We start from the raw sequence: 14255 nt of genomic DNA, 5'->3' as shown, positions 1-14255 counted from the left end.
CACGCGCCACCCCCCATCGCACCCGCACGGTCCTCCCCGTCCACCTCATCCGATGGGTCCGCCGAATGACTGACACCGCTCCCATACCCGCCCCCTCGTCCGGGGCCGCCGTCGAGCTGCCGGCCGACGCCTACCCGGCAGGCAGCCGCTACGCCAACGACGACCTGCGACCCGTCCCGCTGGCCGAACGCCGCTGGACCACGTACAACTTCGTCGCCCTGTGGATCGGCATGGCGCACTGCATCCCGTCGTGGACGCTGGCCTCGGGTCTGGTGGCGCTGGGCATGGACTGGAGGCAGGCGGTGCTGACGATCGCGCTGGCCAACGTGATCGTCCTGCTGCCGATGCTGCTGACCGGCCACGCCGGTCCGAAGTACGGCATCCCCTTCCCCGTGCTTGCCCGGGCCTCGTTCGGCGTCCGGGGCGCGAACCTGCCGGCGATGGTGCGCGCGGCCGTCGCGTGCTGCTGGTTCGGCATCCAGACCTGGATCGGCGGACAGGGCATCTTCGTGCTGCTGGGGAAGATCTTCGGCGGCTGGGCGGACGCCGGCGAGGTCGGCGGCTACCCGTGGACGCTGTGGCTGTGCTTCCTGGCCTTCTGGGTCCTCGAACTGGCCATCATCTACCGGGGCATGGAGACCCTGCGCCGCTTCGAGAACTGGGCGGCCCCGTTCGTGCTGGTGGGCGCGGTGGTGCTGTTGATCTGGATCGCGAACAAGGCCGGCGGTTTCGGTCCGCTGCTGCACGAGCCGTCGAAGGTCGGCTGGGGCGCCGACTTCTGGAAGGTGTTCTTCCCCGGTCTGATGGGCATGATCGGTTTCTGGTCGACGCTGTCGCTGAACATCCCCGACTTCACCCGCTTCGGCAAGGGCCAGCGCGCCCAGGTCTGGGGGCAGACCCTGGGGCTGCCCACCACCATGACATTGTTCGCGCTCATGTCGGTCCTCGTCACTTCCGGTTCGCAGGAGGTGTACGGTGCGGCGATCTGGGACCCGGTCGCGCTGGCCGGCCGGACCGACAACGTCTTCGGCCTGCTCTTCGCGCTCGTCACCGTCTTCGTGGCGACGATCTCGGTGAACCTCGCCGCCAACGTGGTCTCACCCGCGTACGACCTGGCCAACCTCGCCCCGAAGGTCATCAACTTCCGCACCGGCGCGATCATCACCGGCGTGGTCGGGGTCGTCGTCATGCCGTGGAAGCTGACCTCGACACCCGAGCTGTACATCTTCACCTGGCTCGGCGTGGTGGGCGGGCTCCTCGGCACGGTCGCCGGCATCCTGATCGCGGACTACTGGATCGTCCGCCGCACCGTCCTCGACCTCGCCGACCTGTACGTGGCCGGGGGACGCTACTGGTACACGGGCGGCTGGAACTGGCGGGCCGTGGTCGCGTTCGCCGTGGGCGGGCTGCTCGCCGTCGGGGGCTCGTACTCCACCCTCGACGCGGACGGCGGCAAGGCCGGCCCCTTCCCCGTCGACGGCCTCGTGCCCGTCCTCAAACCGCTCGCCGACTACGGGTGGGCCGTCGGGCTGGGTACGTCCCTCGTCGTCTACCTCGCACTGACGGCCGCCGGCCGGCGCACCGCAGAGGCGACCAGCGGGGGATGAGCGCGTCCACCGGGACCCGTCGCGGTGCGGCCGTGTCCGGCCGGGCGGTGCAGCATCGGTCGCGCACCGGGAGCGATGCCGTCGAGTGCTCCGGCCGACGGGATCGGCTCCTCACTGCCCCGGCCCGCAGGCCGGGGCAGAGGGGGCGTCAGTTCGCGGGCGTGCTGGCGGTGTCGTGGCCCAGTGCCGCCACCGCCTCCTTGGCGGCCTTGATGGCGCCCTTGTTGATCTCGTCCGTGTCCGGCGCCTTCTTCGTCTCGAAGTCGCTGCCGTTGTACGTGACCACCACCAGCGCGTTGGCCGCGCGGGTGATGACGGTGCCCTCGCGGGTCTGCTGCTTGTCCTCGGTGGTCAGGTTCACCACCGAGTAGCCCTGGTCCCCGAGGCCCGGGACGGCCCCGCCGCCGGACTTCTGCGTCACCCGCGCCTGGTACGCCTTCTGCGCCTTCTCGTTCGAGTCGGTGATCTCGAAGGAGATGTCCAGCCAGCGGTAGTCGTAGCCCTTGAGGGCGTTCCAGGAGCAGGTGCGGCGGATCTTCGGGTCCGTGGAGGGGATCTCCTTGCCGGCGGTCTTCGCGCCCGGTACCAGGGAGGTGATGGTCTTCGCCGCCAGGCTGGTGCACGGGGCGGGCGCCGTCGTGTACGCCTTCGGCTGCGCCGTGGCGGACGGTGCGGAGGGCGAGCGGGTCGCCGTCGTCTCGTGGGGCGCCTCGTGACCGGCGGCCGGGGCGGGAGCGAGCGGACCGGACGACAGCGCCCAGCCCATGGCGGCGAGCACGGCCACCGGGGACAGTCGCGCGGTCAGGGCGAGCGGCAGGGGAAGCAAACGCACGGCGCACTTCTCGTGGGGGATGGTGCGGAGGTGGTCCACACTGCGGACGGGACGACAGTCTCACACGAGTCCCCGCGGTGCGGAAGGGTGAACTCGCTCCGTGCCGGGGCGGTGACGCCGAAGTGCCCACCGCGGCCGCTCCACCTGCGATTTTCCGGGAGAAATAGTCAGATTTGTCAGGTGATATGAAGTGAAGAGGCGGCCTGTGGAAGCGCGCTCCCGATGCGGCCGACCGCGGATGCGAGGAGCGGGACGAGACGTTCCGGAGCCGCCCGGAGCGCTACGGGCGGCCCGTGCCCGGCACCGCGGACCGGCGCCGGGCCGGTCGCGGCGCGCGGGCGGGCCGCGCGCCGCCCAACCGACGGGCTGCGCCGGGCGCACCCGGCGCAGCGCTGTCAGGTGGTGCTGCAGGTGACGGTGGGCCAGGTCCAGTTGCCGTTGTGCTGGATGGTGACGCCCCAGTTGTCGCCGTTGCCGTCCGGTGTGGCGACGAGTGTCTGCGCGTCGGGGTAGTCGGCGCTGATGTTCCAGGTGGCGATGATCTTCTCGGGGGTGGGGACGTGCATGGTGACCTTCCAGTCGGCCGCGCCGGAGACCGAGACGTTGAGGTTGTACCGGTCGCTCCACTGCTGGCCGGCGGACAGGGTCGCGGTGCAACCGCCGCCGCTCCCACCGCCGTTTCCGCCACCGCTGCCGCCGGTGCCACCGTCGGGGGCGACCGCACGGCCCGTCAGCGGTGAGATCATGCCGGCGCACAGTCCGCGCGCCGCCAGTCCCTGCGCGATGCGCGGAATCGCGGCGATGGTGTTGGACGGCCAGTCGTGCATCAGGATGACCTGGCCGTTCGTGAGCCGGCCGGCGGCCTGCACGATCGCGTCGGTCCCGGCGCCGTTCCAGTCCTGCGAGTCCACGTCCCAGATGATCTCGGTGAGGCCGTACCTCGCCTCGACGGAGTGCAGGGTCGCGTTCGTCTCACCGTACGGCGGGCGGAAGAGCTGCGGTGTGCCGCCGCCCGCGTCGGCCACGGCCTGCTGGGTCCGGGAGATCTCCGAGTCCATCTGCGCCTGGCTGAGCTGGGTCAGGTGCGGATGGGTGTAGCTGTGGTTGCCGACCCACATGCCGGCGTCGACCTCCGCCCGCACCAGGGACGGGTGGGCGGCCGCGTACCGCCCTTCGTTGAACATGGTCGCCCGCAGGTTGTTCTGCCGGAGCGTGGCGAGCAGGGTCGACGTGGTGCCGGACGGGCCGTCGTCGAAGGTGAGCCCGACGTACCCGTTGCTGCACGAGGCGGCCTGGGCCGGCGCGGCGTTGACGGTGAGGGTGGCCGCCAGTGCAGTCGTGAGGGCGGCCAGGCCCGTGAGGAGGGGGCGTAACGAGAGACGGGGTCTGATTCTCATGGGGTGGTTCTCCTGTGTGTGGGGTCTCCTACGGCCTCGGGTGCGGGGGCTCAGGTGGTGCTGCAGGTGACGGTGGGCCAGGTCCAGTTGCCGTTGTGCTGGATGGTGACGCCCCAGTTGTCGCCGTTGCCGTCGGGTGTGGCGACGAGTGTCTGCGCGTCGGGGTAGTCGGCGCTGATGTTCCAGGTGGCGATGATCTTCTCGGGGGTGGGGACGTGCATGGTGACCTTCCAGTCGGCCGCGCCGGAGACCGAGACGTTGAGGTTGTACCGGTCGCTCCACTGCTGGCCGGCGGACAGGGTCGCGGTGCAACCGCCGCCGCTCCCGCCGCCGCTCCCGCCGCCGGTTCCGCCACCGCTCCCGCCGGTACCGCCGCCTGACCCGGTGCTGCCGAGGGTGATGTTGGAGCTGCCGCTGCTCTGGTAGCCCTCGGTGGCGAGGATCATGTAGTTGAAGCTGCCCAGGTTCATCCCGTGGCCGGCCCAGGCGTCGAAGTGGTTGCCGGTGGTGATGGTGCCGCTCGACCGCTTGTTCCGCCGGACGCTCCAGTACTGGTTGAAGGTCCGGGTGCCCTCGATGGAGGGGGCGTTGGTGCGGGTGGTCTCGTAGATGTCGTACGTGTCGCCGTCGGAGGTGACGGTGCCCTTGTAGGTTCCGGTGGGCCGGTAGCTGCCCCAGTCGTCGACGATGTAGTACTCGACCAGCGGGTTGGTGGTCCATCCGTACAGCGACAGGTAGGCGTTGCCGGACGGGTTGAAGCTGCCCGAGTAGTCGACGCTCCTGCGACCGCCGGTGCTCCAGCCCTTGCCGGCCACGAAGTTGCCGGTGTTGCTCCAACTGGTGCTGTAGTTGCCGCCGGACCCCAGGTTCATGGACACGGTGCCCTGGGAGTCGGTCCAGAAGGAGTAGTAGTACCCGTTGTTGTTGCCGGTCTGGTTCGAGGTGACGGCCGTGTCGGCGTTGGCGGCGCTCGGCACGATCAGCGCCGCCACGGCGGCGAGGACGAGGATCCAGCTTCTGCTGACGAGCAGCCACAGGCGGCTGCGCTGTTGGGCCATGAGTGCCTCCTGGAGAGGGGGGAGCGGATTGTTTCCGCGGTGTTTCCGCACGGCAGTTTTGAGCTGCCCACATCAACTGTCAATAGTTTCGGTACAAATTTCGAAAGCTTCGATATGGGCTGGGGTGCTCTGCATGGAGAGATGTGCAGGTCGGAGTGATGCTGGCGGAATCGCGGCCGAGGCATCGCGGAAGTGCTTTCGTACGCACCGCAATTCAAGATCGTAGAAATTCGAAAGTTGCGAAAATCTTTCGAGCCTGTTGGTCCCCGTGCTGTGCGACGCCTCGCCTGCCCCCGCGCCGGACACGCCCCCGCGGTTGCCGCCGGGTCGCCGCGCCTGATGTTCACGTCGATTCCACCGGGAGTGCACCGGTCGGGCGGGGATTGTCAGCGCCTCGTGTTCTCATGGAGAGGTGATCAAGAACAGTGAAACCATCGACGAGTTTCTGACCAGCCGCTCCACCGAGGTCGAGGAGGCCGTCCGCAAGGCGGCCGCGACCGAGATCATGCCGCGCTGGCGCGGCCTCACCGCCCACGAGGTGGACCAGAAGTCCGGACCGCACGACCTGGTGACGGACGCCGACCGCAAGGCGGAGGAGTACCTCACCGCGGTACTGGGCGCCCTGCTGCCCGGTTCGGTGGTGGTCGGCGAGGAGGCGGTGCACGCCGACCCCGCTTCCTACGGGGCGATTCAGGGCCCGGACCCGGTGTGGATCGTGGACCCGGTCGACGGCACCCGGCAGTTCGTGCGCGGAGAGGAGGGCTTCTGCACCCTCGTCGCGCTCGCCCTGGACGGCGTGGTGCGCGCCTCCTGGACCTACGCGCCCGCCCGCGACCTGCTCGCCACCGCGGTGCGGGGCCGCGGCGCCTTCCTCGACGGGCGGCGCCTGCACGCCGGGCCGCCCGCGGCCGGCCGGGACTGGGAGGTGGCCACCTCCCATCCCGACTTCACCACCGACCAGCAGAAGCGCGCACTCCTCGGGCTGAGTGCCGAGGGCATCGCACCCCGGCCGTGCGGCTCGGCCGGACTGGAGTACCTGGCGGTCGCGCGCGGCGAGCTGGAGGCCGTGGCGTTCTCCTGGGAGGCCGCCTGGGATCATGCGGCGGGGCTGCTGCTGGTCGAGGAGTCCGGTGGCGCCCACCTGACCGGCACCGGGGAGCCCTTCCGCATCACCGGCGGCAACACCCTGCCGTTCACCGCCGCGCGCGACGCGGCCACCGCGCGCCGGATCGCCGCGCTGCTGGCGGACGCCGGCTGAGCGCCCCGCCCGGTGCGCAGCACCGGATGCCACCCGCGCGGCGGGGCGGGCCGGGGCGCCGTCCTATGCTGACCCTTGCAGGTCGCCGACAGACGAAGGAGTCCGAAGGTGCCGTCGATGCTCGACGCGGTGGTGGTGGGTGCGGGGCCGAACGGACTGACCGCTGCCGTGGAGCTGGCGCGCCGCGGCTTCTCCGTCGCCCTCTTCGAGGCGCGGGAGACCGTGGGCGGCGGGGCCCGCACCGAGGAACTCACCCTCCCCGGCTTCCGCCACGACCCGTGCTCCGCCGCGCACCCCCTCGCCGTCAGCTCGCCGGCGTTCCGTGCGATGCCGCTGGACCGCTACGGCCTGCGGTGGCTGCATCCCGACCTGCCCATGGCGCACCCCTTCGCCGACGGGACCGCCGCCGTGCTGTCGCGCTCCGTCGCCGAGACGACCGCCTCCTTCGGCCCCCGGGACGCGGGCGCCTACCGCCGTCTGGTCGAGCCGTTCCTGCCGAGGTGGGACACGCTGGTGCGGGACTTCATGTCCCTGCCGTCGACCTCGCTGCCGCGCGACCCGGTCACCCTCGCCCGCTTCGGCCTGGCCGGGCTACCGCCGTCGACCTGGCTGATGCGCCGCTTCCGCGACGAGCGGGCCCGCACGCTGTTCGCCGGGCTCGTCGCGCACGCCATGGCCCCGCTCGGCGGATTCGCCACCGGTGCCGTCGGCCTGGTCTTCGCCCTCGCCGCGCACACCCGCGGCTGGCCCGTGCCCCGCGGCGGTTCGCAGGCCATCTCCGACGCGCTGGCCGCCTACCTGAAGGACCTCGGCGGCACCGTCCACACCGACTACGAGGTCAAGCGCCTGGACGACCTGCCCCCGGCGCGGGCATACGTCTTCGACACCTCGCCCACCGCCCTCGCCCGGATCGCCGGCCTCGGCCGGGCCTACGGCAACTACCGCTACGGGCCCGGCGCCTTCAAGATCGACTATGCCCTCGACGGGCCCGTGCCGTGGACCGCCCCCCGGGCCCGCACCGCCGGCACCGTGCAGATCGGCGCCGACAGCGCCGAGATCGGCGCCGCCCTGCGCGCCGCGTCCCGGGAGGGCCACGCACCGGACCGCCCCTTCATGATCACCGTTCAGCCCGGTGTGGTCGACCCGACCCGCGCCCCCGAGGGCAAGCACGTCTTCTGGGCCTACGGGCACGTCCCGCACGGCTGGACCGGCGACCTCACCGACGCCCTCGAACGCCAACTGGAACGGTACGCCCCCGGTTTCCGCGACCGGGTCCTGGCCCGCGCCGTCGCGGGGCCGCCCGAACTGGCCGCCCGCAACGCCAACTACGTCGGCGGGGACATCGCCACCGGAGCGGTCGACGGGCTCCAGGCCCTGCTGCGGCCCAGACCGTCCCTGTTCCCCTACGCCACCGCACACCCGGCCGTGTTCCTCTGCTCCTCCGCCACGCCGCCCGGGCCGGGAGTGCACGGCATGTCCGGGCACAATGCGGCGAAGGCGGTCTGGAGGAGGTTGCGCCGGTCATGACGGCTCTCACCATCGTCCGCGGCGACATCACCCGTCAGCAGGTCGACGCCCTCGTCAACGCGGCCAACTCCTCCCTCCTCGGTGGAGGCGGCGTGGACGGCGCCATCCACCGGCGCGGTGGTCCCGCGATCCTGGAGGAGTGCAGGGCGCTGCGCGCCTCCCGGTACGGCCGCGGCCTGCCCACCGGTCAGGCCGTCGCCACCACGGCGGGCGAACTGGACGCGCGCTGGGTGATCCACACCGTCGGCCCGGTCTGGCGGCCCGGCGGCGACCCCTCGCTCCTCGCCTCCTGCTACCGCGAGTCCCTGCGGGTGGCCGACGAACTGGGCGCGCGCACGGTGGCGTTCCCGGCCGTCTCCACCGGCGTCTACCGGTGGCCGATGCAGGATGCGGCGCGGATCGCGGTGGACACCGTGCGCGGCGTGCGGACGGCGGTCGAGGAGGTGCGGTTCGTGCTGTTCGACGACCGCGCCTACGAGGCCTTCGCCCTGCAACTCGGCTGACGGGGCTCCGGTGCCGGTCCGGGTGTCCACTTCTCGCCGTGCGCGCATCATCAGGAACACACAAACTCCGACAGGATGATTGCCCGGGATCTGCCGGAGTTCTAGGGTGACCCTGGTTCAGCAGGTGTCTTTTCGTTGATGGTTCGGCCATGAGGTCTCGACGTATGCGCCTCCGTTCGAAATATCAACAGCAATAAACAGGAACTGACCACGTCTCAGTCCGCGTCACGCACGGTCGTCACGAGGAAGGCCACGGTCATGTCGCACCCGCACCCGCACCCGCACCCGCACCCGCACCCGCACCCGCACCCGCACCCGCACCCGCACGGCTCCCGGCCCGCCCGCCCCGCCCCGCCGGCCCGCCCCCTCGTCAGCCGCCGCCGACTCCTGGAGTCCTCGGCGGCCGTACTGGGTGCGCTGGCCCTGGCCGGACCGCAGGGGACGGCCCTCGCGGCCGGTTCCGGCGCGGCCGGGCCGGAACGGCCGGAGTGGAACGGGCGGATGGATGTCTTCGAACGGGGCACCGAGCCCCCGCACACCACCCTCATGCCGTACGCGAGCACCGCGCAGGCCCTGGCCGCCGACCGCACCCGCTCTCCGTACCGGCTGAGCCTGGACGGGCGGTGGAGGTTCGCCCACGCCGACCGCCCCGACGACCGGGACCCAGACTTCCACCGCACCGACCTCGACGACCGGCACTGGGACACCATCCCCGTCCCCGCGGTCTGGCAGCAGCACGGGTACGACAGACCCGTCTACGTGAACATCACCTATCCGTACTGGGGTGCCAACGGCCTGGGCGAGGAGCCGCAGCCGCCGGCCGCGCCGACCCGCTTCAACCCGGTCGGCCAGTACCGGCGCACCTTCACCGTCCCCGCGCACTGGGCGGACCGGCGGACCTTCCTGCACTTCGAAGGCGTCAAGTCGGCCCACTACGTGTGGATCAACGGCATCCTGGTCGGCTACCACGAGGACTCCTACACCCCCGCCGAGTACGACGTCACCGACCACCTCCGCCCCGGCACCAACCAGATCGCGGTGGAGGTCTACCGCTACTCCGACGGGGACTGGCTGGAGGACCAGGACATGATCAGGCTGAGCGGCATCTTCCGCTCCGTCTACCTGTACTCCACCCCCGCGGTGCACCTGCGCGACTTCACCCTGCGCACCCCGCTCGGCCACGACTGCACCACCGCCGCGCTGGACGTCGCCGCGAGCATCCGCGCCTACGGAGCCGACGCCTCGGGCCGGTACACGGTGGAGGCCATGCTGTACGACGCCGCAGGGCACCCCGTCTGGACACGTCCGCTGCAGCAGCCGGCCGACCTCGGGTCCGTCCCCGCCGGCCGGGACGTCACCGTGCGGTCGGCGAAGGACGTGCCCGCACCGCGGCTGTGGTCCGCCGAGCACCCCTACCTCTACACCGCCGTCCTCCGGCTCCGCGACCCCGCCGGGAAGGTCACCGAGGTCCTCTCGCACCGTGTCGGCCTGCGCGAGTTCGCGCTGAAGGACGGCCTGATGCGGATCAACGGCAAACCGGTCTCGCTGCGCGGGACCAACCGCCACGAGATGCACCCCGACCGCGGTACCGCCCTCACCCGGGGCGACCTCGCCGAGGACATCGCCGCCGTCAAGCGGATGAACATCAACTCCGTCCGCACCTCGCACTACCCGAACAACCCGCACTGGCTCGAACTCGCCGACGAGTACGGCCTGTACCTCGTCGACGAGACCAACCTCGAGACCCACGGGATCCGCGGCGAGTACCCCGGCGACCACCCCGAGTGGAGCGCCGCCTGCGTCGCCCGCGCCCGGAACATGGTCCACCGCGACAAGAACCACGCCTCGGTCGTCATCTGGTCCCTCGGCAACGAGGCCGGCGGCGGCAGCACCTTCACCGCCATGCACGACTGGATCCGCTCCCACGACCCGACCCGCGTCATCCAGTACGAGGGCGACGACCGGCCCGGCATCAGCGACATCCGCTCCCACATGTACGACAGCCCGGACCGGGTGGAGGCCCGGGCCCGCGACACCGACGACACCAGGCCGTACGTGATGATCGAGTACGCGCACGCCATGGGCAACTCCAACGGCAACCTCAAGGAGTACTGGGACGTCGTCCGCCGCCACGACGTGCTCCAGGGCGGCTGGATCTGGGACTTCGCCGACCAGGCGCTCAGCCGGCCCACTCCGCGGCGCACCCTCCTGGCGGAGACCGGGCCCGTTCGGCTGCGCGGTGAACTCCTGGACCCGTCCGCCTCCTTCGACCGCGCCTCGGGCGTCTCGGGCGCCACGGTGTTCGCCCGCGACGACCGCCTCGACCTGACCGGCTCCCTCACCCTGGAAGCCTGGTTCACCCCGCACGTGACGGGCTACCACCAGCCGATCCTGGCCAAGGGGGACACCCAGTACGCCCTGAAGCAGACCGGCGACAGGCTGGAGTTCTTCATCCACGGCGACGGCCGGTGGATCGCCGCGAGCTGGGCCCTGCCGGACGACTGGACCGGCACCGAGCACCATGTGGCGGGCACCTTCGACGCGGACGCCGGCACCCTCACCCTCCACGTCGACGGCGCCGTGCGGGCCACCCGCAGCACCGGCCGGCGCCCCGACAGCAACACCGCACCGCTGTCGCTCGCCACCGACGCGGACAACCCCACCCGCCTGCTCAGCGGCACGGTCCGGCGCGCCCGGGTCTACGCCCGCGCGCTGGGCGCCGCCGAACTCGCCGCCGGCGGCCGCGGGCCCGGCGACGACGGGGTCCGGTTCTGGTTCGACGCCGCCACCGTCGGTGTCACCGAGCGGCGGCCGCGGGCGAAGACCTTCCTCGCGTACGGCGGCGACTGGGGCGACAACCCCGACGACGGGAACTTCTGCGCCAACGGCATCCTCACCGCGGACCGCCGCCACACCGGCAAGGCCGCCGAGGTCAAACGGATCTACCAGGCCGTCGACGCGGCCCCCGCCGGGGACGACCCCCGCACCCTCACCCTCACCAACGAGTACCTCTTCACCGACCTGCGCGAACTCGACGCGAGGTGGACGCTGCTCGCCGACGGCGCCACCGTCGCACAGGGCCGCCTGACCCGTGCCCAGCTCGACGTACCGCCGCTGACCGCGAAGGACGTCCGGGTGCCGTTCCCGCTGCCCGACGACCCGGCACCCGGCACCGAGTACTTCCTCGACCTGTCCTTCACCACCCGCGAGGACACGCCCTGGGCCGAGGCCGGCTTCGAGGTGGCCCGGCAGCAGTTCCCGGTCGACGCGGGCGGTCCCGCCGTGACACCGGTCCCCCTGGAGAGCGTCCCCGCCCTGCGGTACGCGGACGGCGCCGGGGCCGTCACCGTCACCGGCGCGGACTTCTCCGTCACCGTCGACAAGCGCACCGGCGTCATCACCTCCTACGAGGCCCGCGGCGCCTGCCTGGTCACCTCCGGACCCGCGCCGAACTTCTGGCGCGCCCCCACCGACAACGACCACGGCAACGGACAGCACACCCGCAACCGGACCTGGCGGGACGCCGGCGCCCGCCGGGCGGTCACCGGCGTGCGGGTCCGCGCGGCGGGGGACCGGGCCGTGCGGATCGAGGTCGCGGGCACCCTGCCCACCACCGTCGAGTCGTCCTGGACCACCGTCTACACCGTGTTCGGGAACGGCGAGGTCAAGGTGGACAACACCCTGCACCCGGGCGCGGCGACCCTGCCGTACATCCCCGAGGTCGGCACCCTGCTCCTGCTGCCGGCCCGCCTGGAGCACCTGCACTACTACGGCCGCGGCCCCGAGGAGAACTACTGGGACCGGCACGACGGCACCGACGTCGGACGCCACTCCGGCAAGGTCACCGACCAGGGGACCCCGTACATCCGCCCGCAGGAGAACGGCAACCGCACCGAGGTGCGCTGGGCCGCGCTGACCGACGGACACGGGGCGGGCCTGCTCGTCGCGGGGGAGCCGCTGGTCGAGGTCAACGCCTCGCACTTCACCCCCGAGGACCTGTCCTGCGGCGCCCGCCACGCCTACCAGCTCACCCCGCGGGAGGAGGTCGTGCTGCGGGTCAACCTGCGGCAGATGGGCGTCGGCGGCGACAACAGCTGGGGCGCGCACACCCACGACGCGTACAAACTGTTCGCCGACCGGGACTACTCGTACACGTACCGGCTGCGGCCTCTCACCGACGTCGGCGAGGCACCGGCCGCCGCGAGGCGGCCCACCGCCGACCCGTTCTCCGCGTAGCGCGGGCCCCTCCTCCGGCCGGCGGCCGCCGGCACCGCGCACCGACACCGGCAGCCGCCTGCCGCACCACGGTGCCGGACCGCCCCGAGGTGCCGGACCGCCCCGAGGTGCCGGACCGCCCCGCGGCGCCGGACCGCCCCGCCGGGCGGGGGCGTCCGGGGAACCGGCCCGGCGGGGCTCTCGGGGTGCCCGCCGCCGCTCCGAGGGACCAAAGTCACAGCGGCCCGGCGGGCATGATCGGCGATCGGTGTGGCGAGGAGCGGTACGGGGCGAAAGAATCCCGTGGTACCGAACCTCATCGAAAAGGAACTCCTCATGGTCGAGCAGGACGAGCGCTTCGACGTCGTGGTCCTCGGCGCGGGCCCCGGCGGCTACGTCGCCGCCATCCGCGCCGCCCAGCTGGGCAAACGCGTCGCCGTGGTGGAGGAGAAGTACTGGGGCGGCGTCTGCCTGAACGTGGGCTGCATCCCCACCAAGGCCCTGCTGCGCAACGCCGAGCTGGCGCACATCGTCACCCGCGAGGCCAAGACCTTCGGCATCAAGGTCGACGGGGAGGTCTCCTTCGACTACGGCGAGGCCTTCCGCCGCAGCCGCCGGGTCGCGGACGGCCGCGTCAAGGGCGTCCACTACCTGATGAAGAAGAACAAGATCTCCGAGTTCGACGGCCGCGGCACCTTCCTCGACCCGCACACCATCGAGGTGGCCGGATACGACGGCTCGAAGCGCACCATCGGCTTCGACCAGTGCATCATCGCCACCGGCGCCACCCCGAAGCTGCTGCCCGGCACCAAGCGCAGCGCCCGGGTGGTGACCTACGAGGAGCAGATCCTCGCCGACGACCTGCCCCGTTCGATCGTCATCGCGGGCGCCGGAGCGATCGGCATCGAGTTCGCCTACGTGCTGCACAACTACGGCGTGAAGGTCACCGTCGTCGAGTTCCTGGACCGGGTCGCCCCGCTGGAGGACGCCGACGTCTCGGCGGAGCTGGCCAAGCAGTACCGCAAGCTCGGCATCGACGTGCTCACCTCCACCCGCGTCGACTCCATCGACGAGTCCGGACCCCAGGTCCGCGTCACCGTCACCGCCAAGGACGGCTCCCAGCAGGTGCTGGAGGCCGACAAGGTGCTGCAGGCCATCGGCTTCGCCCCGAACGTCGCCGGGTACGGCCTGGAGAAGACCGGCGTGCAGGTCACCGAGCGCGGCGCCATCGACGTCGACGCCCGCTGCCGCACCTCCGTGCCGCACATCTACGCCATCGGCGACGTCACCGCCAAGCTGATGCTGGCGCACGCCGCGGAGGCCATGGGCGTGGTCGCCGCCGAGACGCTCGCCGGCGCGGAGACCATGGAACTGGACTACGCGATGATCCCGCGGGCCACCTACTGCCAGCCGCAGATCGCCAGCTTCGGCTACACCGAGGCGCAGGCCCGGGAACTCGGCTACGACGTGAAGGTGGCGAAGTTCCCCTTCACCGCCAACGGCAAGGCACACGGCCTCGGCGACTCCACCGGCTTCGTCAAGCTCATCAGCGACGCCAAGTACGGCGAGCTGGTCGGCGGGCACCTGATCGGCCCGGACGTCACCGAACTGCTGCCGGAACTGACCCTGGCGCAGCAGTGGGACCTCACCGTCCACGAGGTCGCACGCAACGTCCACGCCCACCCGACGCTGGGCGAGGCCGTCAAGGAAGCGGTCCACGGACTCGCCGGCCACATGATCAACTTCTAGCGGAGCGGCGCTTGCACCGGGGCCCGCCCAGGGCGGGCCCCGTCCGGCCCGGTGCACCGGCCACCCGCCCGCGATCCGGGTCGTCGCAGACCACGCGAGGTCGATGTCG

General features: G+C 71.8%; 9 protein-coding genes. 6 read left to right on the top strand and 3 right to left on the bottom strand.

The genetic code is table 11. The features are described from left to right. The first annotated feature begins 65 nt into the window (after nt 1-65). Nucleotides 66-1607, top strand: a complete 1542-nt coding sequence (locus ACL02U_RS00405) for an NCS1 family nucleobase:cation symporter-1 (protein WP_412788511.1) — start codon at nt 66-68, stop codon at nt 1605-1607. 148 nt (nt 1608-1755) lie between these two features. Here the strand turns inward: ACL02U_RS00405 and ACL02U_RS00400 are convergent, their stop codons facing one another. From ACL02U_RS00400 to ACL02U_RS00390, 3 genes are all read right to left on the bottom strand, one after another. After that, nucleotides 1756-2439, bottom strand: coding sequence for a hypothetical protein (locus ACL02U_RS00400; protein ID WP_412788510.1), 684 nt, complete (start codon nt 2437-2439; stop codon nt 1756-1758). A 395-nt stretch (nt 2440-2834) separates the two neighbouring features. Next, on the bottom strand, nt 2835-3836 hold the full coding sequence (locus tag ACL02U_RS00395; RefSeq protein WP_412788509.1) for a polysaccharide deacetylase family protein: 1002 nt from the start codon (nt 3834-3836) through the stop codon (nt 2835-2837). 50 nt (nt 3837-3886) lie between these two features. After that, nucleotides 3887-4894, bottom strand: a complete 1008-nt coding sequence (locus ACL02U_RS00390; RefSeq protein ID WP_412788508.1) for a glycoside hydrolase family 11 protein — start codon at nt 4892-4894, stop codon at nt 3887-3889. A gap of 412 nt (nt 4895-5306) precedes the next feature. Between ACL02U_RS00390 and ACL02U_RS00385 the strand changes: the two genes are divergently transcribed. From ACL02U_RS00385 to lpdA, 5 genes are all read left to right on the top strand, one after another. Then, complete coding sequence (locus tag ACL02U_RS00385; RefSeq protein WP_412788507.1) at nt 5307-6152, top strand: inositol monophosphatase family protein; 846 nt, start codon at nt 5307-5309, stop codon at nt 6150-6152. Nucleotides 6153-6269: 117 nt separating this feature from the next. Then, nucleotides 6270-7679: a phytoene desaturase family protein gene (locus ACL02U_RS00380; protein ID WP_412788633.1), complete on the top strand. Its 1410-nt coding sequence runs from the start codon at nt 6270-6272 to the stop codon at nt 7677-7679. After that, nucleotides 7676-8182 carry an O-acetyl-ADP-ribose deacetylase gene (locus ACL02U_RS00375; RefSeq protein ID WP_412788506.1) on the top strand — a complete coding sequence of 169 codons (507 nt, stop codon included), beginning with the start codon at nt 7676-7678 and terminating at the stop codon, nt 8180-8182. Before ACL02U_RS00380 ends, ACL02U_RS00375 begins: the two co-directional genes overlap by 4 nt. A 258-nt stretch (nt 8183-8440) precedes the next feature. Further along, nucleotides 8441-12418, top strand: a complete 3978-nt coding sequence (locus ACL02U_RS00370; RefSeq protein ID WP_412788505.1) for a glycoside hydrolase family 2 TIM barrel-domain containing protein — start codon at nt 8441-8443, stop codon at nt 12416-12418. A gap of 315 nt (nt 12419-12733) precedes the next feature. Next, nucleotides 12734-14146, top strand: a complete 1413-nt coding sequence (gene lpdA, locus ACL02U_RS00365) for a dihydrolipoyl dehydrogenase (protein WP_412788504.1) — start codon at nt 12734-12736, stop codon at nt 14144-14146. Nucleotides 14147-14255 lie beyond the last annotated feature (109 nt).

It is taken from the genome of Streptomyces sp. MS06 (assembly GCF_047200655.1).
In the GTDB taxonomy this organism is placed as follows: domain Bacteria; phylum Actinomycetota; class Actinomycetes; order Streptomycetales; family Streptomycetaceae; genus Streptomyces.
This window is presented reverse-complemented; position numbering and strand designations above follow the sequence as displayed.

Bases quoted from the DNA above. Each gene is read 5' to 3' on its own strand.
- ACL02U_RS00375 (WP_412788506.1), top strand. From the start codon at position 7,676: ATGACGGCTCTCACCATCGTCCGCGGCGACATCACCCGTCAGCAGGTC.
- ACL02U_RS00370 (WP_412788505.1), top strand. From the start codon at position 8,441: ATGTCGCACCCGCACCCGCACCCGCACCCGCACCCGCACCCGCACCCG.
- ACL02U_RS00380 (WP_412788633.1), top strand. From the start codon at position 6,270: ATGCTCGACGCGGTGGTGGTGGGTGCGGGGCCGAACGGACTGACCGCT.
- ACL02U_RS00405 (WP_412788511.1), top strand. From the start codon at position 66: ATGACTGACACCGCTCCCATACCCGCCCCCTCGTCCGGGGCCGCCGTC.
- ACL02U_RS00395 (WP_412788509.1), bottom strand. From the start codon at position 3,836: ATGAGAATCAGACCCCGTCTCTCGTTACGCCCCCTCCTCACGGGCCTG.
- ACL02U_RS00390 (WP_412788508.1), bottom strand. From the start codon at position 4,894: ATGGCCCAACAGCGCAGCCGCCTGTGGCTGCTCGTCAGCAGAAGCTGG.
- lpdA (WP_412788504.1), top strand. From the start codon at position 12,734: ATGGTCGAGCAGGACGAGCGCTTCGACGTCGTGGTCCTCGGCGCGGGC.